Annotated in this window: 17 protein-coding genes; 5 read left to right on the forward strand and 12 right to left on the reverse strand. The window is 66.3% G+C overall.

The genetic code is table 11. The features are described 5' to 3' along the window. Window positions 1-34: 34 nt before the first annotated feature. From EV672_RS17115 to queF, 9 genes are all read right to left on the reverse strand, one after another. Window positions 35-391 (reverse strand): hypothetical protein, encoded by a 357-nt coding sequence (locus tag EV672_RS17115; RefSeq protein WP_133611189.1) that lies wholly within the window; start codon window positions 389-391, stop codon window positions 35-37. Between the two features lie 84 nt (window positions 392-475). Further along, entirely contained in the window at window positions 476-982 is a 507-nt protein-coding gene (locus tag EV672_RS17120) for a TIR domain-containing protein (protein ID WP_133611227.1), read from the reverse strand. A 1,373-nt stretch (window positions 983-2,355) separates the two neighbouring features. Continuing rightward, a complete protein-coding gene (locus EV672_RS17130) occupies window positions 2,356-2,574 on the reverse strand; it encodes a hypothetical protein (protein ID WP_133611191.1) in 219 nt (72 codons plus the stop codon). Next, a complete protein-coding gene (locus EV672_RS17135) occupies window positions 2,571-3,347 on the reverse strand; it encodes a hypothetical protein (RefSeq protein ID WP_133611192.1) in 777 nt (258 codons plus the stop codon). The genes EV672_RS17130 and EV672_RS17135 overlap by 4 nt, the downstream gene beginning before the upstream one ends. Window positions 3,348-3,741: 394 nt before the next feature. Continuing rightward, a complete protein-coding gene (locus EV672_RS17140) occupies window positions 3,742-4,590 on the reverse strand; it encodes a hypothetical protein (RefSeq protein ID WP_133611193.1) in 849 nt (282 codons plus the stop codon). Window positions 4,591-4,650: 60 nt separating this feature from the next. Continuing rightward, complete coding sequence (locus tag EV672_RS17145) at window positions 4,651-5,847, reverse strand: GGDEF domain-containing protein (protein ID WP_133611194.1); 1,197 nt, start codon at window positions 5,845-5,847, stop codon at window positions 4,651-4,653. Continuing rightward, on the reverse strand, window positions 5,844-6,974 hold the full coding sequence (locus EV672_RS17150) for a GGDEF domain-containing protein (RefSeq protein ID WP_166643623.1): 1,131 nt from the start codon (window positions 6,972-6,974) through the stop codon (window positions 5,844-5,846). Before EV672_RS17150 ends, EV672_RS17145 begins: the two co-directional genes overlap by 4 nt. Before the next feature lie 164 nt (window positions 6,975-7,138). Then, window positions 7,139-7,813, reverse strand: a complete 675-nt coding sequence (locus EV672_RS17155) for an energy-coupling factor ABC transporter permease (RefSeq protein WP_208110802.1) — start codon at window positions 7,811-7,813, stop codon at window positions 7,139-7,141. Window positions 7,814-7,818: 5 nt separating this feature from the next. Beyond that, window positions 7,819-8,283: a preQ(1) synthase gene (gene queF / locus EV672_RS17160; RefSeq protein WP_133611196.1), complete on the reverse strand. Its 465-nt coding sequence runs from the start codon at window positions 8,281-8,283 to the stop codon at window positions 7,819-7,821. A gap of 101 nt (window positions 8,284-8,384) precedes the next feature. Between queF and smc the strand changes: the two genes are divergently transcribed. Genes smc through EV672_RS17180 form a run of 4 tightly spaced genes read left to right on the forward strand, consistent with a single transcriptional unit; the run spans window position 8,385 to window position 15,720 of the window. Next, a complete protein-coding gene (smc, locus tag EV672_RS17165; RefSeq protein ID WP_133611197.1) occupies window positions 8,385-11,900 on the forward strand; it encodes a chromosome segregation protein SMC in 3,516 nt (1,171 codons plus the stop codon). A 15-nt stretch (window positions 11,901-11,915) separates the two neighbouring features. Beyond that, window positions 11,916-12,995 (forward strand): cell division protein FtsZ, encoded by a 1,080-nt coding sequence (locus EV672_RS17170; RefSeq protein WP_133611198.1) that lies wholly within the window; start codon window positions 11,916-11,918, stop codon window positions 12,993-12,995. Between the two features lie 20 nt (window positions 12,996-13,015). Then, complete coding sequence (ligA, locus tag EV672_RS17175; protein WP_133611199.1) at window positions 13,016-15,193, forward strand: NAD-dependent DNA ligase LigA; 2,178 nt, start codon at window positions 13,016-13,018, stop codon at window positions 15,191-15,193. Next, window positions 15,193-15,720 (forward strand): peptide deformylase, encoded by a 528-nt coding sequence (locus EV672_RS17180; protein ID WP_133611200.1) that lies wholly within the window; start codon window positions 15,193-15,195, stop codon window positions 15,718-15,720. The genes ligA and EV672_RS17180 overlap by 1 nt, the downstream gene beginning before the upstream one ends. Window positions 15,721-15,745: 25 nt before the next feature. On the opposite strand, the gene EV672_RS17185 is transcribed toward EV672_RS17180, so the two are convergent. The 3 genes from EV672_RS17185 to EV672_RS17195 are packed head-to-tail and all read right to left on the reverse strand — an operon-like array spanning window position 15,746 to window position 17,526. Next, window positions 15,746-16,144: a DUF2237 family protein gene (locus EV672_RS17185; RefSeq protein ID WP_133611201.1), complete on the reverse strand. Its 399-nt coding sequence runs from the start codon at window positions 16,142-16,144 to the stop codon at window positions 15,746-15,748. Beyond that, window positions 16,141-17,091, reverse strand: coding sequence for an SPFH domain-containing protein (locus tag EV672_RS17190; protein ID WP_133611202.1), 951 nt, complete (start codon window positions 17,089-17,091; stop codon window positions 16,141-16,143). Before EV672_RS17190 ends, EV672_RS17185 begins: the two co-directional genes overlap by 4 nt. Window positions 17,092-17,094: 3 nt before the next feature. After that, window positions 17,095-17,526: an NfeD family protein gene (locus tag EV672_RS17195; RefSeq protein WP_133611203.1), complete on the reverse strand. Its 432-nt coding sequence runs from the start codon at window positions 17,524-17,526 to the stop codon at window positions 17,095-17,097. Window positions 17,527-17,781: 255 nt separating this feature from the next. Between EV672_RS17195 and EV672_RS17200 the strand changes: the two genes are divergently transcribed. Beyond that, a complete protein-coding gene (locus tag EV672_RS17200) occupies window positions 17,782-20,070 on the forward strand; it encodes an arginine/lysine/ornithine decarboxylase (RefSeq protein ID WP_133611204.1) in 2,289 nt (762 codons plus the stop codon). Window positions 20,071-20,076 lie beyond the last annotated feature (6 nt).

Here is a 20,076-nt window from a genome sequence, read left to right on the forward strand (position 1 = left end):
CGTTCAAATCCAGTGGTGCTCAGGCTCATCTGCTTCATGCTGATACTGTCTCACATTCAGGGCTGCATGCGAAGGTTTTGCAGACCTTCCCTAGGCGATGAAAGTCATCAATGACGAATCGCCCAAACGCGCCTCCATTTGCTATCTCAAGTATTTTCGGGATGTCTTTTGCTTTTCTTGCTGAAAGATATACGAAAGGTTCGCCGGAAATATTATCTTCGATAATTTTTCTTGTGGTTGTTGTTTTGCCCGTTCCGGATTGCCCTTCAATGACCACAGGCTTCCCTGGATTTCGTATGTCTACCAGAAGTTCGTTGAAGTTTGGCGGATTCACGAATGTGAAGGGGGGGATGCCTTCGGTTCTAAAAACTTCTTCTACTGTATGTGTCATAGATGCTCTCTGTGTTGATGAGGTCTAACTACCAAGGTAAGCGGCGTCCGAGTTGAACCTAGATTTAGACGTCACGGTAAAGTGTTATGAATTAGAGTTCCGGATACGAATTGCTTCCTCAACTGCATTTGCTAGATGCTGCGAGATCCAAGCGTACTTCTCTTGACTCGTGCTCCCACCTGGGTTGTAGCACTTAACGAGCGAAGTGAGCGGCTTCTTTGACGGGCCATGAGTTATGTGATCAAAGGGATTTTCGCCCATCGCCGAGGTTTGACCGAATCGATCCTTCAGGCCGTGGATGCGAATTCCCACAACACCAAGACCATCGTTCCATGATTTGATGATTTCATGGTTGATCCACTTGCGTTTTGCCGTTCCGGCTCCGACGAGTACGATCGTGCAAGTCCGGCCTTGCATTTGCGTTGCTATCCATCGCTTGATCTTCTCTTCTGCATAGACTCCGGCAGCAACTGATTCCCAGTCGTTGTCAGTCGCGGGCTGATTGCCTTCAATTGCACCAATCTGTCTAATCGTCGATGCTCGCCAATCGTCGGGCTCGTAGTGAAAACTATAGAAGCATCTGCGTGCCATCTGCAATATCTCTTCCTTGTTTAGCGAACCGTGTACATGAGGACTAGCATTACGATCGCTAGCCCAGCATAGTAAATGACGAGAGTGCGGGAGAGGATTGCTCCCGCCCAAGAATTGCGTGGGTCATCACTGAATGGCCGAGTGTCCATCGAGAAATCAATGTTGGACTCATCCATTTTTCTAACGTGATCATAAAGAGCGCGAAACCTCCGCTCTTGACTCAAGAAATAGCCATCAAGACACCAGAAGATGAGTAAAGGAAAGTACGCGATTAGGACGTAAGACTTATTGGTATCCTTTGCGGCCAAAGCAAAGAGTGCAGCGATCAATGTAATGCTCCAGCCTTTAAGAAGGAAGAGGTTGCCAGCCATCCTATTGATTGCCGTCTGAACAAACTCAAGGTGCTTATGCTTGTTAGAGAAGGCTGGTTGTTCCATGCGATTTTCGCTTTGTATAAATATGGCGATGGTGACGGCTAACGCCAAAGTTCACCGGCGCCGGAGCCCCTGAAACCAGCCGCATCGCCAGCCCCCCGGCCCACCGGCATCTCAACGCGCCCCGCCGCACAAGCATCCCGCCCCGGCAGCCGCGCGCTCCGCTCCAGCACCCAAGCACACGCTCCCATACCCCGCCCCCAAGTGTTTGTATTTGTATCGTCCGCACTATAACGAGTGCCGTTGACACTTCCAAGTCGCGCACGGGCGCTCTCGCGTCAGCCAGTTCGCCCGGCGCGCAAGCTTCAAAGCGCCGTGCGCAAGCCTTTGAGCCCCGAGCGCAAGCCCAAAAGCCTGGCGCGCAAAGCCCTGCAGCTCGGGGCGCAAGGCTTTTGGCTTGGCGCGTGAAGTGCAGCAACTCGGCGCGCGAAGCTTTCAGCTCGGCGTGCAAGGTTCAAAGGCTTGCGCGCAAAGCTCGGAGGGCGGCGCGCAAGCTCAATGTCTTTGCGCGCGAAGTGCCTGAACTCGGCGTGCCGAGCAAAAAACCTTGCGCGCCGAGCCAAACGCTTTGCGGGCCGCCACGTTTGCTTCGGCCGCCGCAATCTGCAGTCGGGCGCAGCGTCGCAGAGCTTTGCGCGCAAGCCACGCCGGGTCGCGCACCGCTCGCGGGCATCCAGGCGCCGCTGGTTTTGAGCGGGCTGTCAGCAAGCAAGCTTGGTGTGTCGCCCGCGGCCAGTCGTGCGCAAGGCCTTTCGAGTGGCGCGCCGCTCTCAAATGCCCGGGCGTTCACGGCGCAAGGTGTCGTGCGCGAGGCGTTGGGTGCGGCACGCCGAGCACATCGGGGCAGCGGTCGCCCAAACTGGGTTGCGTGCGAGCTGGTTGAACCCGGCGTGCCGCTCACAACGGGCGACGGCCCGCTCCAACAAGGCGGCGCGCGGCTCAGCCTTCGTGAGGGCTGTCGCTGCGGCGGCCGAAGTAGTAGCCAATCACGATGCCGATCACGCCCGAGTAGAGGGTGGAGAAGGTCTTGAGGTGCTCGGTGAAGGGTTCGGGCGGGTAGCCGCCCAGCACCGGCGTGAGGGCGACGATGGCGGTGACGGCCAGGAACACCGCCACGATCAGGATGCTGAGGATGGCCTGGAGGGTGCTGACCTTCATTTGCGCGCCTTCTTTCGGTTCGATTGCACTTGGATGAACGCCCACAGCTGGCCCTTGATGCGCTCGAAGGAGGTGCGGCCCAGTTCGGGGTTGGCGGGTGCCCAGTCGTAGTTGGCGTTGGGGCGCTCGCGCACTTCGGTCTCGATGCTGTAGCTGCTGAGGCTGCTGGAACGGAACGCCTGCTTGACGGTGATGACGTGGCGCACCTCGGTGTCGTAGCGTTTTTTCCACCACAGGAAGCCGGCCTCGCGGCCCTGGATGCGTTGCCAGTCGGTGGTGATTTGCCCCTCGTTCGACGATGCGATGCCCCAGCTGCGTTCATCGCCGTCTGCGGTGCGGTCGGCGGGTGCCGCAGCCGCGCCTTCGGGCGCCAGCGAGGTCCGCGATGTGCCGGACCTGGGCATCGCCGTCAGGAAGTGCCGCGGTGGCGCCAAGGCCGACACGATGGCGGCGTGCAGTTCGCTGGGGCTCAGTTCGAAGTTGTCCAGGGTGGGCGAACCTTCCAATCGGCTGAGCAAGCGGCCCCTGGTGAATTCGCTGAACATGCTGGCCTTGCGGTCGTTGTCTCTGATGCCCAGTCCGTCGCGCTCGTAGTCCCAATGCAGGTGCTCTGGCCTGGCCGGGCCATCGACCGTGGCGCAGGCCCCCAGCGCCAGCGCCATCGCCAAACACAGGGCCCGCGTCACCACCCCGGCGGCCCGCCCCTGAAGTGGCACGCCGCGCCGCTCACCCGCGCCCATGGGCTTGCACGCGCCGTTGGAGGTGGCAGTCAAATCCGTCGCGCAGCGTGCGGAACAAGGACTTGTTGATCGACGACCTGAGCAACATGAAAACGCTCCTTCGGGTGGTGAAGCCCCGGGTATCGGCTTTGCGTGTGACGTGGCTGTGAACGCCTCAGCGCTCGAGCCGCACCGTCTGGCCGGAGGTCAGCGTCAGGTCGTGTCCGGCCGAGATGCAGTTGCTGAAAGACTCGGCGCGCGCAGCCGCGTCTGGCTGCCATCGCGCCTGGCCACCACGGCTGTCGTCTCCGATCAGGCTTTCGTGGGGGAGACAGGTGAGCCGCTCACCGCGGTGATGACCCCGGCCAGGGCGGTGAGCACGCCGGGCAGCGTTTGCCACCAGCGGGTGGTGTGGGGGGTGTCAGGCATGGGGGCTCCCTGGGGGCCTTCAGCCTTCACACACCGAACGTTCCGCCTTGGCGGTGGTGTAGGTCTTGAAGTCCGCCTCGCCCGGTGCCTTGTGCTTGAAGCTGAACCACACGCTGTAAATGCCGTGGCCGGGGTAGTTCAGGTCCACCAGGAAGCGGTCGATGTCGCCTGGGCCGTACTTGAAGTCTTGCGTGTCCAGCAGCTTGCTGCCCTTGGCCTGGGTCAGGTTGACCTCGTACTTGTAGGTCACCAGCGGTGCACCCGAACGCCGCGGCGTCATTTCCGGGCACGCCTTGTGGTCCCAGTTCAAGGTGATGTCGGAGACGAGGACGATGCCCTGGCCCTGGTTGCCGATCATCACGCTGGCGCCGCTGTACCTGGCCACCGAGAACTCCACCAGCAGGTCGGACGCCTTGAGCGTGGTCACGGCCTTGGTCATGGCGGTTTTGACGGTGCGGTCGGTGTGCTGGTTGACCTCGGAGGTGGTTTTCAGCGTCATGGCCTTGGAGCACTCGCTCATGCTGCCGCTGAACCAGCGCTTTTCCAGGCGCTTGACGAGGGCGCTCTCGGAGTTGCGGTCCAGCACCACGGCGCCGCTGGCTTTGCCGGCCAGGGTGCTGCCGCTGGCCTTGACGGCGGTGCCACTCTTCTTGCCCTCGACCTGCGACATCTCATCGACGATGCTGTCTTTGTTGCCACCGCTGGCTTCGACGCAGGAGATGTAGTCGGCCATCTTCTGCGTCACGCAGCGTTCGGCGTAGGGCTGGCTGCCGGCGGGGCAGTCCAGCGCGAAGGCGGTGTGGGAGGCGGTGGCCAGTGACAAGGCAGCCAGCAGCGGGGCGGGCAGGGCGGTGCGGAGGGGCTTCATGGGGGCTCTCTGAGGGCTGGTGATGGAACCGGCCACCTTACCGAGCCCCCCAGGTCCCGTCTATCCCACGTCCGTCACTGGGCTGGGCGGCGCCATCACGTTGCGTCCGCGGCCTTCGTGCTTGGCCTGGTAGAGCGCGCGGTCGGCGCGTTCCAGGGTGCGGTGCATGGGCGCGCCGGGTTCGTGCTGGGCCACGCCGGCCGAGAACGCCACGCGCAGCGTGGGCGCGGCGGTGCTGATTTGCGAGCGCGCCAAGGCGTCGCGCAGGCGCTGCAGGGCGATGTCGGCCTTGCGCGGGCTGGTGTTGGGCAGCACGAAGAGGAACTCTTCGCCGCCCCAGCGGCCCACGGTGTCGGAGTCGCGCAGCACCATGGTGGCGCCGGCCGAGAAGGCCACCAGGGCCTCGTCGCCCACGCGGTGGCCGTGCTGGTCGTTGATGCGCTTGAAGTGGTCGAGGTCCACCAGCACCACGGTGAAGCGCTCGCCATAGCGTTCGAAGCGGCGCACGCAGTCCTGCATCTTGTCCTGCATGTGGCGGCGGTTGTAGAGGCCGGTCAGCGCGTCGCGGCTGGCCAGGGCCTGCACTTTCTCCAGCGTGCTGCGCAGTTCGCGGCGCTGCTGCGACAGCCGGTTGCGCCAGGCCGAGATCTGGTAAGCCGCCAGCACCAGCGGGGGCAGGGTGCCCAGCAGCAGCTCGAAGCGCAGCAGCTCCAGCGTGGGCGGGTAGAACTCGGGGTCGATGTGCGAAAGCACTCCCATGCACACACCCAGCATCGCCATGGCCAGCACGCCGGTGAACACCGACTGGCGCGGCTGGTGGGTGTACATGCCGAACACCATCACCAGCGCGATGAGCACAAGCACCAGGCCGCGGTCGTGCGGGCCGATGGCGGTGTACGCGAAGGCGATGGCCAGCAGCGAGAAGCTCTGCTGCGGGATCATCAGGTTGGGGTCGCGCAGTCGGCGGGTTTTGCCAAAGCGCACCAGCACATAAAACAGCGCATAGGTGGGCAGGGCGGTGGCCAGCAGCAGGCGCGGCGCGAAGCTGCGCATCAGGCCCATCTCGGCGGCGTAGAAGGCCGCGCTGCAGCAGATGGCGTACATGATGGCGCACAGCAGGATGACGCCGGTGCGTGCGCGGGTGGCGCGGTCGGGCCCGAAGATGAACTTCACCAGGCGCCCCATGGCGTCGATGATGGGGTCGGGGGCGTTGCTCTGTCCGGCGGCGTCGGGCAGGGTGTCCACGGTGGCGTTCATGGGGTGCTGCCCTCCAAGACGTGCGGCGGGGCCAGGAGGGGCGCCAGGTCAGGCGCGGCCGGTGGCACTTCTTCGGGGTCGGCGCATTCGCTGCGGTTGCGGCCTTTGCGCTTGGCCTCGTAGAGGGCGCGGTCGGCGCGGTCCACCAACTGTTCCAGGGTGTCGCCCGGGTGGGCCTGGGCAATGCCGGCCGAGAAGGTGGCGCGCAGGCCCGGGTGGCCGGCGTAAGCCAGGCGCTCGGTGCCGGCGCGCAGGCGCTCGATGGCCGATTTGGCATCGTGCTGCGCCACCTGGGGCAGCAGCACGAGGAACTCTTCGCCGCCCCAGCGGGCCACCTTGTCCACCTGGCGCAGCACGCCTTGGGCGTGGGCTGCGAAGCCGCAGAGCACGGCATCGCCTGCGGCGTGGCCGGCGTGGTCGTTGATGTGCTTGAAGTGGTCGAGGTCGAGCAGGGCCACGCTGAGTGCGCTGCCGTTGCGGTCCATCAGCTTGAGTTCGGCCTCGGCCACGTCGGTCATGGTGCGGCGGTTGAGCAGGCCAGTGAGGGTGTCTTGCGTGGCCATGTGCTGCAGGGTGTCGAGTGCCCGCGACAGCTCGCGCGCCTGGCTGCCAATGCGCATGCGGATGTCGGTGACCCACTTGGCCACCAGCGACAGGATCAGCAGCGTCGAGCCACCGATCACGAAGTGCATCAGCCCGGTGGAGGCCGGGTAACTGACCGGGTCATGCCAGCTCAACCAGATCACCGCGCCCAGCAGCATCGCCACCGAGGCCAGGCCCAGCGAGAGCATTTGCGTGGGCCGCAGGCGGAACATGCACATCACCAGGGCTTCGGCCACCAGGATGAGCACGCTGGCGCGGTGTTCGCCCAGCTGCGTGTAGGCCAGGATGCACAGCCCGATGGAGACCAGCGCGTGCGGCATGGTGAGCACCGGGTCGGGCAGGCGTTGCGTCCAGCCGCTGCGCACCAGCGCGAACACGCTCAGGTAGGTCACCACGCTGGCCCAGGTCAGGGCGGCGGCGAAAGGCGGGTGCATCAACCCCAGGTGCACCGAGTGCCAGAAGATGCCCAGGTTGACGATGTAGAGCTGCGACGAAGCCAGCACGAAGATGACGTGCCTTCGCATGGGCGCGTGCGTCCCCAGCAGCCATCGGGCGGGGGTTTGGAGCCAGGGGGGGAGGTTCATCGTCGGATGGCGTGTGTGTCACCCCATATCGGCCGGAACCGGCCAGGGCTTGACTCGGTGCGCGGGCGCTTGTGCGACATCCACCCTGAAACCCAGGGTCAACCCTAGGGGGTGGGCGGCGCGGGCGGCTTGCCCGGCAGGTAGCGCGCGTCGGAGTAGGTCAGCAGCCATTCCGGCTTGAAGGCCACGAAGATGGCCACCAGCATGCCGGTGCTGAAGGCCTCGCCCCAGCCCATCAACCAGTAGCCCAGCAGCCATTCCTCCAGGCCCAGGGTGTCGGGCTTGCGGCCGGCCAGGTAGGCGAGGTAGCCCGTCAGGCTGACGGCCAGCGCCGTGGCGATGAAGGCGCGCCCCAGGATGAAGACGAACAGGTGGTGGGGCAGCCAGCGGCGGATCGCCAGCCCGAACCCCAGCGACAAGGTGCCGGGCACCAGGCCCAGCCACACCAGGTGAGACACCATGCTGCCCACGTCGGGCGGGTGCTGGCGCCCGACCAGGCTGGCCAGGGCGACCACGGGCAGCAGCGTCCACATGGCCAGGGGCCAGCCGAACATCAGCGCCAGCAGGCAGGCCGAGGACACGTGCAGCGCCAGGCCGGAGGGCAGCAGGCGCTCGGCGCTCCAGAGGAAGGGCAGCAGCACCAGCGCGCCCAGCCAGGGGCTTTGCAGGGGGCCATGGCGCAGCGGCAACCAGGGCTTGAAGGGCAGGGCGCTCAGCAGCACCCCGCAGAAGATGGCCCAGTCCACCCAGGGGGCGTGACCGAACTCAGGCAGGTTCACACCATTCAACCGAGCATGCCGGTTTCAGGGCCCAGCTGCGGCAGGTCCACCTTCGGAGCCGGCTTCCAGCCCTTCTTGCGGTGATCGACCACCACGTTGGTGTAGATGCCACCGCGCACGTACCACTTGGCCGTGATGCGGATGTAGCGCGGGTTGATGGCCTTGACCATGTCCGTGAGGATGTCGTTGGTGACCTTCTCGTGGAAGGCGCCGTCGTTGCGGTAGCTCCACATGTACATCTTCAGGCTCTTGAGCTCGATGCAGAGCTTGTCGGCGATGCAGTCGATGGTGAAGTGCGCGAAGTCGGGCTGGCCGGTCAGCGGGCAAAAGCAGGTGAACTCGGGCACCTGGAACTGGATGACGTAGTCACGCTCGGGCGCCGGGTTGGGGAAGACGTCGAGGGAGCGCGAGGGGGCCGAAGGCGGCGTGGCGGGCTTGGCGCGGGTGCTGACAGAAATAGGCTTGGCCATGGTGTCGAACGTGGGGGGAACTTGGAACCCCGGATGGTATCATCGCCGCTCCTCAAAGACCTGGATTTTTCTGAGATTCATCAGGCAAATCAACGACTTAGATGCGTCTGAATTCGATCAAGCTGGCGGGCTTCAAGTCCTTCGCCGAACCCACCCACTTCCAGCTGCCCGGGCAGCTCGTCGGCGTGGTGGGCCCGAACGGCTGCGGCAAGTCCAACATCATGGACGCGGTGCGCTGGGTGCTCGGCGAGTCGAAAGCCTCCGAGCTGCGCGGCGAGTCCATGCAGGACGTGATCTTCAACGGTTCGGGCAACCGCAAGCCGGCCAGCCGCGCCAGCGTGGAGCTCGTCTTCAGCAACGAAGACGCCCGCGCCGGCGGCCAGTGGAACCAGTTCGCTGAAATCGCCGTCAAGCGCGTGCTCACGCGTGATGGCACCTCCAGCTACTTCATCAACAACCAGCCTGTGCGCCGCCGCGACGTGCAGGACGTCTTCCTGGGCACGGGCCTGGGGCCACGCGCCTACGCCATCATCGGCCAGGGCACCATCAGCCGGATCATCGAGTCCAAGCCGGAAGAGCTGCGCCTGTTCCTGGAAGAGGCCGCGGGCGTCTCCAAATACAAGGAGCGCCGACGCGAGACCGAGAACCGCCTGAAGGACACCCGCGAGAACCTGACCCGCGTGGACGACATCCTGCGCGAGCTCAACAGCAACCTCGACAAGCTGGAAAAGCAGGCCGAGGTGGCCAGCCGCTACCACGCGCTGCAGGAGCAGGGCACGGCCAAGCTGCACCAGCTGTGGTTCTTGAAGCACCGCGACGCGTCGTCTGAAGAAACCCGCATCCACGCCGCCGTGAACGAGGCCACCAACGCGCTGGAGGCCCGCATGGCCGAGTTGCGCAGCGTGGAGGCCGAGCTGGAGCATGTGCGCCAGGACCACTACGCCGCCAGCGACGCGCTGCACGAGGTGCAGGGCTCGCTGGCCGAGGCCAACCTCGAAGTCAGCCGCCTGGAAGAGCGCATCCGCTACGTGGTGGAGGGGCGCCAGAAGGTCGAGCAGCGCCTGGCCGAGATCCAGGCCCAGAACGACCAGTGGCGCGCCCGCAGCGACGAGGCCCAGACCGAGCTGGAAGCGCTGGCCGCCAAGATGGCGATGGGCGAGGAGCACGCCGAGATCCTGGCCGCCCAGGCCGAAGAGCTCGCCATGAACGTGCCCACGCTGGAAGACGCCGTGCGCGCAGCCACGCAAAAGGCCAACGAGCAGCGCGGCGTGGCAGGCCAGGTGCAGCAGCAGATCCAGCTGCTGGCGGCCGAGTCGCGCAACGTCGATGACCAGGCCCGCCAGGTCCAGCAGCGCCGCGAGCGCCTGCGCACCGAGGTGCAAGGCCTGGCCACACCCGACGAGGCCCGCCTGGCCGAGCTGAAAGCCCAGCTCGAAGCCGGCGAGGAGGACCAGGCCGTGCTGGAAGCGCGCCTGGGCGAACTGTCCGAGACCGTGCCTGCGCTGGACGACGCCCGCAAGGCCGCCCAGGCCGACAGCCAGCAGCAGGCCGCCCGCTTGTCAGAGCGCAGCGCCCGCCTGGACGCCCTGCGCGCCCTGCAAGACAAGGTGCAGACCGAGGGCAAGCTCAAGCCCTGGCTGGCCAAGCATGGCCTCGACAGCCTGCAAGGCCTGTGGACGCGCGTGCACATCGAGCCCGGTTGGGAAAACGCGCTGGAATCGGCCCTGCGCGAGCGCCTGTCGGCCCTGGAAGTGGGCCGCGTGGAAACCGTGCGCGCCTTCGAGAGCGATGCGCCGCCGGCCAAGCTGGCCTTCTACAGCCCGCCCGCCTCTGGCATCCAGAACACCCACGCCACCCTGCCGCGCCTGTCGGACCTGCTGCGCCTGAACGACGCCGGCCTGCAGGCGCTGATGAACGACTGGCTGGAAGGCGTTTACACCGCCGCCCACCTGGAAGAGGCCCTGTCCCAGCGCGGCAAGCTCACCCACGGTGAGGTCATCATGACCCCGGCTGGCCACACGGTCAGCCAGTTCGCCGTCAGCTTCTACGCCCCCGATTCCGAGCAGGCCGGCATGCTGGCCCGTGCCCAGGAAATCGAGGGCCTGGACAAAGAGGTGAGGGCGCAGAGCCTGATCGCCGACGAGGCCCGCGCCGCCTTGATCCGCGCCGAGGCCGCCTACACCGATGGCTCGCAGCGCCTGGCCACATCCCGCCGCGAAGCCGCCGAGGCCCAGCAGCGCGTGCACCAGCAACAGGTCGAGGTGCTGCGCCTGAGCCAGCAGGCCGAGCAGGCCCACAGCCGCCGCAGCCAGATCAGCGAAGAGCTGGCCGAGATCGACGCGCAGCTCGAAGGCCTGCAAGAGCGCCGCGCCATGGGCGAGGCCCGTTTCGAGGAGCTCGACATCTCGCTGGGCGAGGCCCAGGAAAAGCACGCCACGCTGGAAGAGCATGTCATCGAGGCCGAGCGCAAGCTCAACCAGGCCCGCGAGCAAAGCCGCGCCCTGGAGCGCCAGGCCCAGGAGGCCACCTTCGGCGTGCGCAGCATGGCCGCTCGCCGGGGTGAGCTGCAGCGCAGCATCGAAACCGCATCGCAACAGGTGCAGGCCAACGAGGCCACCGTGGCGCAGTTGCACGAAGAACAAGCCCGCCTGAGCGAGGCCACGGCCCACACCGGCCTGGACGAAGCCCTGGCCCTGCGCGTGCAGCGCGAAGGCCTGTTGGCCCAAGCCCGCCAGCGCTACGACGACCTCTCCGCCCAGCTGCGCCGTTTCGACGAGCAGCGCATGGGCTTCGAACACAGCGTGCAGCCCCTGCGCGACCAGATCACCAAGCTGCAGCTGGAGCAGCAAGCGGCCTCGCTGGGCGGCGCGCAGTTCATGGAGCAGCTCACCGCCGCCGCGGTGGACTTGGGCCTGCTGGCCGAGACCATCGAGCGCGACGGCATCAAGCTCTTCGGTCTGCAGGCCGAGATCGACCGCATCCAGCGCGAGATCAACGCGCTGGGCGCCGTCAACCTGGCCGCGCTCGACGAGCTCACCGCCGCCCGCGAGCGCAAGGGCTTCCTCGACGCGCAGATGACCGACCTGCTCGACGCCATCGGCACCCTGGAAGACGCCATCCACAAGATCGACCTGGAAACCCGCGACCTGCTGGGCGCCACCTTCAACACCGTCAACGAGCACTTCGGGCGCATGTTCCCCAGCCTGTTCGGTGGCGGCAGCGCCAGGCTGGTGATGACGGGCGACGAGATCCTCGACGCCGGCGTGCAGGTCATGGCCCACCCGCCGGGCAAGAAAAACAGCACCATCCACCTGCTCTCGGGTGGCGAAAAGGCGCTCACCGCCATCGCGCTGGTGTTCGCCATCTTCCAGCTCAACCCCGCGCCGTTCTGCCTGCTCGACGAGGTCGATGCCCCGCTGGACGACGCCAACACCGAGCGCTACGCGCGCCTGGTGAAAACCATGTCCGCCGGCACGCAGTTCCTCTTCATCTCGCACAACAAGATCGCGATGGAGATGGCCGAGCAGCTGGTGGGCGTGACCATGCAAGAACAAGGCGTGTCCCGCATCGTGGCGGTGGACATGGAAGCCGCGCTGGGCATGGCCCACGCCGCTTGAGAAAGACACTTCGCAATGAACCATTCCCTGACCCTGTACCTGGCCATCCTGGGCGGCGTTGTGCTCGCCGTGGTCGTCGCCCATGGCGCCTGGACCGCGCGCCGTGCCGCCGCCCGGCAACCGCGCCGCGCCTCGGTGGAGCCCGTCGATGGCGGCGCCGCGCCGTCGGCCACGTCGGTGCCGCTCGACGACATCCCCACGATCCCGATGGACGACGGCGCGGGCAACGTGGCCGCATCGCCCACCGCCAGCCTGCCCCCCCTGCGCCGCACCGGCCCCCGCCTGGACGCCCTGGTGGACGCCATCGCCACCCTGACCCTGGACGCGCCCATGAGCGGCGACCACATCCTCATGCACCTGCCGCCCTCGCGCCGTGCCGGCAGCAAGCCGGTGCTGGTCGAGGGCCTGCGCAGCGACTGCGGTGAGTGGGAAATGCCGCAGGCCGGTGTGCTCTACACCGAGCTGCAAGCCGGCGTGCTGATGGCCAACCGCACGGGCGGCCTCAACGAAATCGAATACTCCGAGTTCGTGCAGAAGGTGCAGGCCATGGCCGATGCCTTGCCTGCCTCGCCCGAGTTCCCCGACATGCTCGACATCGTTGCGCGTGCCCGTGAGCTCGATGCCTTCGCCGGCGCCCACGACGCCCAACTGGCCATGCGCCTGGCGGGCAAGGGCAGCGCCTGGTCGCTGGGCTATGTGCAGCAGCAGGCGCAGCGCCACGGCTTCCTGCCCGGCGCCTTGCCCGGCCGCTTCGTGCTGCCCTCGCCGGACGAGGGCGCGCCGCCCGTGCTGACGCTGCAGTTCGACGCCCAGGCCGCTTTCGCGGAAGACGAAGACCAGGCCACCCTGCGCGAGCTGCTGCTGTGCTTCGACGTGCCGCAGACCGCCGCCGAGCAGGCCCCGTTCAAGGCCTGGTGCGCGGCTGGCGAGGCTCTGTCCATGGCCATGGACGGCCTCATGCTCGACGACTCGGGACGGCCGTTTTCTCCCGCGGCGTTCGAATCGATCGAGGGCGAGCTGGCCAAGCTCTACGAGGCCCTGGCCGCGCGTGACCTCGCCGCGGGGGCGCCGTCCACGCGCCGCCTGTTCAGCTGAGCAGACAGGAGCCACGCCACATGTCTCAGTCGGATCTGTTTGGTGCACCGGCTGAAGCTGGTGACTCAGCGACCCCCACCCCGGCGCCCACTCCGCCACAGATGGCAGCAAGCTTGCGCGCGCAACTGAACGCGCACGCGCACCGGTACCACGTGCTGGACGAACCCAGCATCCCCGACGCCGAGTACGACCGCCTCTTCCAGGCACTGCAGGCGCTGGAGGCCGAACACCCCGAGTTGCGCACGCCCGACTCGCCCACGCAGCGTGTGCTGGGCCAGGTGCTCGATGGCTTCCAGCCCGTGCGCCACGCGGTGCCCATGCTGTCCATCCGCACCGAGACGGACACCGAGGCCAGCGGCGCCGAGGCCTTCGACGCCCGCGTGCGCCGCGAGCTGGAACTGCCCGACGACGCCCTGCCCGTGCAGTACGCCGCCGAGCTGAAGTTCGATGGCCTGGCCATCAACCTGCGCTACGAGCACGGCGTGCTGGTGTGCGCGGCCACCCGTGGCGATGGCGAAACCGGCGAGGACGTCACCCAGAACATCCGCACGATTGGCCAGATCCCGCTGCGGCTGCAAGGCGACGGTGCCGGGTCGTCTCCGCCCGTGCTCGAAGTGCGCGGCGAGGTCTATATGCGCCGCGACGACTTCGAAGCCCTCAACGAGCGCCAGCGCGAGCAGGGCGGCAAGACCTTCGTCAACCCGCGCAACGCCGCAGCCGGTGCCGTGCGCCAGCTCGACCCGGCCATCGCCAAGCAACGCCCCTTGAGCTTCTTCGCCTACGGCCTGGGCGAGGTGCAGGGCTGGGCCGTGCCCGACACCCACAGCGCCTTGCTCGATGCCTTGGCCGCGCTGGGCCTGCCCGTGTGTGCCGAGCGCACCGTGGCCGAGGGTGCGACGGGGGCGCATGGCCTGGTCGCCTTCCACCAGGCCATCGGTGCCAAACGCGACCAACTGCCCTTCGACATCGACGGCGTCGTCTATAAAGTCAACTCACGCGCGTTGCAAGAACGCCTGGGCTTCGTGACCCGCGAACCGCGCTGGGCCGTGGCCCACAAGTACCCTGCGCAAGAGCAGATGACCGTGGTCGAGGGCATCGACATCCAGGTCGGTCGCACCGGCAAGCTCACGCCCGTGGCGCGCCTCAAGCCGGTGTTCGTGGGCGGTGTCACGGTCACCAACGCGACCTTGCACAATCTCTTCGAGCTGCGCCGCAAGCGGGTGCGCGTGGGCGACACCGTCATCGTGCGCCGTGCGGGCGACGTCATCCCCGAGGTGGTGGGCGTGGTGCCCCCCACGGCCGATTGCGCGGCCGGCGCCGACGGCCTGACCCCGGCGCGTGCCACCTACGTGCCCAACTTCCGCATGCCGCGCACCTGCCCGGTCTGCGACAGCACCGTGCTGCGCGAGCCCGGCGAGGTCAACCACCGCTGCACAGGCGGCCTGTTCTGCGCGGCCCAGCGCAAGCAGGCGCTGCTGCACTTCGCCCAGCGTCGCGCCATGGACATCGAAGGCCTGGGCGACAAGCTGGTGGACCAGCTCGTCGATGCCGGCCTGGTGCGCACCCTGCCTGAGCTCTACAAGCTGGGCTTGCTCAAGCTGGCTGCGCTCGACCGCATGGCCGACAAGAGCGCGCAGAACATCGTCACCGCGCTGGAGAAAAGCAAGCAGACGACCTTGCCGCGCTTCCTCTTTGGCCTGGGCATCCGCCACGTCGGCGAGGCCACGGCCAAGGACCTGGCCAAGCACTTCGGCCAGCTCGACCGCATCATGGACGCCTCCGAGGAGCACCTGTTGACGGTGCGCGATGTCGGCCCCGTGGTGGCGAACAGCATCCGCACCTTCTTCAACCAGCCGCACAACCGCGAAGTCGTCGAGCAACTGCGCGCCTGTGGCCTGAGCTGGCCGGAGCACGATGGCGCGTCCAGCATCGACCCGGCCACGCTGCCCCTGAACGGCAAGACGCTGGTGCTCACCGGCACGCTGCCCACCCTGTCGCGCGACGAGGCCAAGGCCCTGATCGAAGCCGCGGGTGGCAAGGTGGCGGGCTCGGTGTCCAAGAAGACCAGCTACGTGGTGGCCGGCGAGGAGGCCGGGAGCAAGCTGGACAAGGCCCGCGAGCTGGGCCTGACCGTGCTGGACGAAGCCGGGCTGCAGGCCTTGCTGGCGTCCACACCCACCGAGACGGGAGCCCCCTGATGGCCGTGCGCGAGATCCTGAAGATGGGCGATCCGCGCCTGCTCAAACCCGCCGAGCAGGTCGAGCCCGAGGCCTTCGGTTCGTCCGAACTGCTGGCGCTCATCACCGACCTGAAAGACACCATGGCCGCCGCGCAAGGGGCTGGCCTGGCCGCCCCGCAGATCGGCGTGGACCTGGCCGTCGTCATCTTCGGTTTCGGGCGCAGCCAGCGTTACCCGGACGCCCCGCCCGTGCCCGAGACGGTGCTCATCAACCCCCTGATCACGCCGCTGTCGGACGTGGAAGAGGAGGGCTGGGAAGGTTGCCTGTCGGTGCCCGGGCTGCGCGGCGTGGTGCCCCGCTGGGCGCGCATCCGCTATTCGGGCTTCGATGTGAAAGGCCTGCCCATCGAGCGCGAGGCCGAGGGCTTCCATGCGCGCGTGGTGCAGCACGAGTGCGACCACCTCATCGGCCAGCTCTATCCCATGCGGGTGCGCGATTTCAGCCGCTTCGGCTACACCTCGGTGCTGTTCCCGGAGCTGGCCTGACGCTGCCTGTTCTCAAGCCGGCTTTTCAGGCCGGGTCCGGGCGCACAGGCTGCAGCGCATGGGCCAGCAGCACTTCCAGCGGGATGACTTGCAGCGCCGCCTCGTGCGTGGCGTCCAGCGCCACCGGGGGCGCCACGCCTGCGCGCCAGGCCTCCAGCCAGCGTTCGGCGCACAGGCACCAGCGGTCGCCCGGTTGCAGGCCGGGGAAGCGCCATTCGGGCCGCGGCGTGGAGAGGTCGTTGCCCTGGTGCATCGAGAACGCCAGGAAATCGGCCGTCACGCGCGCACAGACCACGTGCAGGCCGGAGTCGTCCTCGCGGGTGCGGCAGCAACCATCGCGGAAATAGCCCGTCACCGGGTCGTAGGAGCAGGCGCGCAAGGGGCCCCCCAGCACGTTGCGTCCGGGCACGAGGTGAACGCTCATCGGGTGTTGCCTGCGGGCGTCGAGTGGGGCGACTGGGGCGGCTGTGGCGACTGGCGCAGCAGCGTCATGGCCGTGCCGATCAGGGCCGAGACCTCGCTCATGTTGCCTGGCACGATCATGGTGTTGTTCTTCTGCGCGAGCTGCGCGTAGGCCTCGACGGCCTTTTCGGCCACCTTGAGGTTGACGGCGTCCTGGCCCCCGGGCTGCTGGATGGCCGCGGCAATTTTGGCGATGGCCGCTGCGGTGGCGTCGGCCACGGCGGTGATGGCCGCCGCCTGGCCCTCGGCGCGGTTGATCTCGGCCTGCTTCTCGCCCTCGGACCTGGCGATGAAGGATGCGCGCTCGCCCGTGGCCAGGTTGATCTGCTCCAGCTTGCGGCCTTCGGATTCGGCGATGCGGGCGCGCTTGTCGCGCTCGGCGGTGATCTGCTGCTGCATGGAGCGCAGGATCTCTGCCGGCGGCGTCAGGTCCTTGATCTCGTAGCGCAGCACCTTCACGCCCCAGTTCAGCGCGGCCTCGTCCAGGGCGGCCACCACCGAGGTGTTGATGGCGTCGCGCTCTTCGAAGGTCTTGTCGAGCTCCATGCGGCCCACGATGGAGCGCAGCGTGGTCTGTGCCAGCTGGGTGATGGCGACGATGTAGTTCGACGCGCCGTAGCTGGCGCGCATCGGGTCGGTCACCTGGAAATACAAGATGCCGTCCACGTGGAGCTGGGTGTTGTCCTTGGTGATGCAGACCTGGCTGGGCACGTCCAGCGGGATCTCCTTGAGCGAGTGCTCGTAGGCCACCTTGTCCACAAAGGGCACGAGCACGTTCAGGCCGGGCTTGAGCGTGGTGCTGTACTTGCCCAGACGCTCCACGACCCACGCGCTTTGCTGGGGCACGACCTTGATGGCGCGGACGACGAAGATCGCCGCGACGATGAGCAAAACCAGTGCGACTTCCATGGCTCAGAGGCGCTCCAACACCAGGTAATTGCTTTCGACGGCGCGGATGCGGTGGGGCCCCGAGGCCGGCACGTGGGCGCCGTGGTAGCGGGCCATCCAGTCGCTGCCGCGGTAATGCACCCGGGCCGTGCCATCGGGGTGCCAGTTCGACACGGTGACCTGCTCGCCCACGTCCAGGCTGCCCAGACCCGTGGAGATGTAGTCGTCCACCGGCAGCATGCCGCGCCGCAGCAATTTGCGGTGCCACAGGTACACGGCGCCACCGCCCACCAGGGCCGCGGACACCATTTGGGAGGCCTGGTCACCGCCCAGCGTCGCAATCGCGGCCGCCGTGGCCGCGCCCAGCGCCAGCATCAGCAGGTAAAAGGAACCCGTCAGCAGCTCCAGGCTCACAAAGAACCCCGCCACGATCCACCACAGCGTCGATTCGCTCATCCGCCGCAACTCCTTGCTGCGTTGTCCATGGGGTGTGTGGCATTTCACCTTGGATGGGGTGTCATGCCGTTGTCAAGCGCCAAGTTTAGGCGGGAATTTCGCTGCCGGCACAGTGGGGACATTTTTCTGATCGTTCATGCAAAAACGCCGGCGTGTCAAACAAATCCGCAGGCTTGCCCCCTACACTTCGCCGTCTTCGGGATTTCTCCGTTCTGGCTTTTGCCATTGCTCCGTTTTTGTGCACAGGAACAGGTCATGCTGCGCTTCCATTTCCCCATCGTCATCATCGACGAAGACTTCCGCTCCGAAAACACCTCCGGTCTGGGCATCCGCGCCCTGGCCGACGCCATTCAGAAGGAAGGTTGCGAGGTGCTGGGCGTGACCAGTTATGGCGATTTGTCGCAGTTTGCGCAGCAGCAAAGCCGGGCCAGCGCCTTCATTTTGTCGATCGACGACGAGGAGTTCGGCGCCGGCTCCAAGGACGAGGTCGATGTGGCCCTGAAGGCCCTGCGCAATTTCGTCAGCGAAATCCGTTTCAAGAACGCCGAGATCCCCATCTACCTGTACGGCGAGACGCGCACCTCGGAGCACATCCCGAACGACATCCTGCGCGAGCTGCACGGCTTCATCCACATGTTCGAGGACACGCCCGAGTTCGTGGCGCGTCACATCATCCGCGAAGCCCGCAGCTACCTCGACGGCCTGGCCCCGCCTTTCTTCAAGGCGCTGATGGACTACGCCCAGGACGGCTCCTACTCCTGGCACTGCCCCGGGCACTCCGGTGGCGTGGCGTTTCTGAAGAGCCCGGTCGGGCAGATGTTCCACCAGTTCTTCGGCGAGAACATGCTGCGCGCCGACGTGTGCAATGCCGTGGAAGAGCTCGGCCAGCTGTTGGACCACACCGGCCCGATTTACGAGTCCGAGAAGAACGCCGCGCGCATCTTCAATGCCGACCACTGCTTCTTCGTCACCAACGGGACATCGACATCCAACAAGATGGTGTGGCACCACACCGTGGCCCCGGACGACATCGTCGTGGTGGACCGCAACTGCCACAAGTCCATCCTGCACAGCATCATCATGACGGGCGCGGTGCCTGTGTTCCTCACGCCCACGCGCAACCACTACGGCATCATCGGCCCCATCCCGAAAAGCGAGTTCGAGCCGGACACCATCCGTGCCAAGGTGGCGGCCAACCCGTTGCTCAAGGGCGTGGACCCCGCCACGGTCAAGCCGCGCATCCTGACGATCACGCAGAGCACCTACGACGGCGTGCTCTACAACACCGAGACCATCAAGGGCATGCTCGACGGCTGGATCGACAACCTGCACTTCGACGAAGCCTGGTTGCCGCATGCCGCCTTCCACAAGTTCTACGGCATGTACCACGCCATGGGCAAGGGCCGCGCGCGTCCGAAAGAGGCGGTGGTCTATGCCACGCAGTCCACGCACAAGCTGCTGGCCGGCATTTCGCAGGCCTCGCACGTGCTGGTCCAAGACTCGCAGACCGTGCCCCTGGACCGCAACCTCTTCAACGAGGCTTACCTGATGCACACCTCGACCTCGCCGCAGTACGCGATCATCGCGAGCTGCGACGTGGCCGCGGCCATGATGGAACCTCCTGGCGGCACCGCCCTGGTGGAAGAAAGCATCAAGGAAGCGCTGGACTTCCGCCGCGCCATGCGCAAGGTGGACAAGGAATACGGCGAGGACTGGTGGTTCAAGGTCTGGGGCCCGGATGCCCGCCTGGACACCGGCATGGGCCACGACGTCGGCAAACCGGAAGACTGGGTGCTGCAGGCCAACGAGGAGTGGCACGGCTTTGGCAACCTGGCCGATGGCTTCAACATGCTGGACCCGATCAAGTCCACCATCATCACGCCGGGCCTGGACGTGTCGGGCAAGTTCGCGACCTCGGGCATCCCGGCATCCATCGTCACCAAGTACCTGGCCGAGCACGGCGTGGTGGTCGAGAAGACCGGCCTGTACAGCTTCTTCATCATGTTCACCATCGGCATCACCAAGGGCCGCTGGAACACGATGCTGACGGCACTGCAGCAGTTCAAGGACGACTACGACAAGAACCAGCCGATGTGGCGCGTGCTGCCGGAGTTCTGCCAGAAGCACCCGATGTACGAGCGCATGGGCCTGCGCGACCTGTGCCAGAGCGTGCACGAGGCGTATGCCAAGGGCGACATCGCCCGCCTGACCACCGAGGTGTACCTGTCGGGCCTGGAGCCGGCGATGAAGCCGTCGGACGCCTATGCCTGCATCGCGCGCAAGCAGACCGAGCGCGTGGACATCGACCAGCTCGAAGGCCGCATCACCACGGCGCTGCTGACGCCGTATCCCCCGGGCATCCCGCTGCTGATCCCGGGCGAGCGTTTCAACAAGAAGATCTGCGACTTCCTGAAGTTCACACAGACCTTCAGCGCAGCCTTTCCGGGCTTCGCCACCGACGTGCACGGCCTGGTGGCCGAAGACTTGGCCGGCGGCGGCAAACGCTACTACGTGGATTGCGTGAAGGCGGGCGCGGAGATCTGAGCCGCG

The sequence above is a fragment of the Aquabacterium commune genome, assembly GCF_004362855.1.
Classification (GTDB): domain Bacteria; phylum Pseudomonadota; class Gammaproteobacteria; order Burkholderiales; family Burkholderiaceae_C; genus Aquabacterium; species Aquabacterium commune.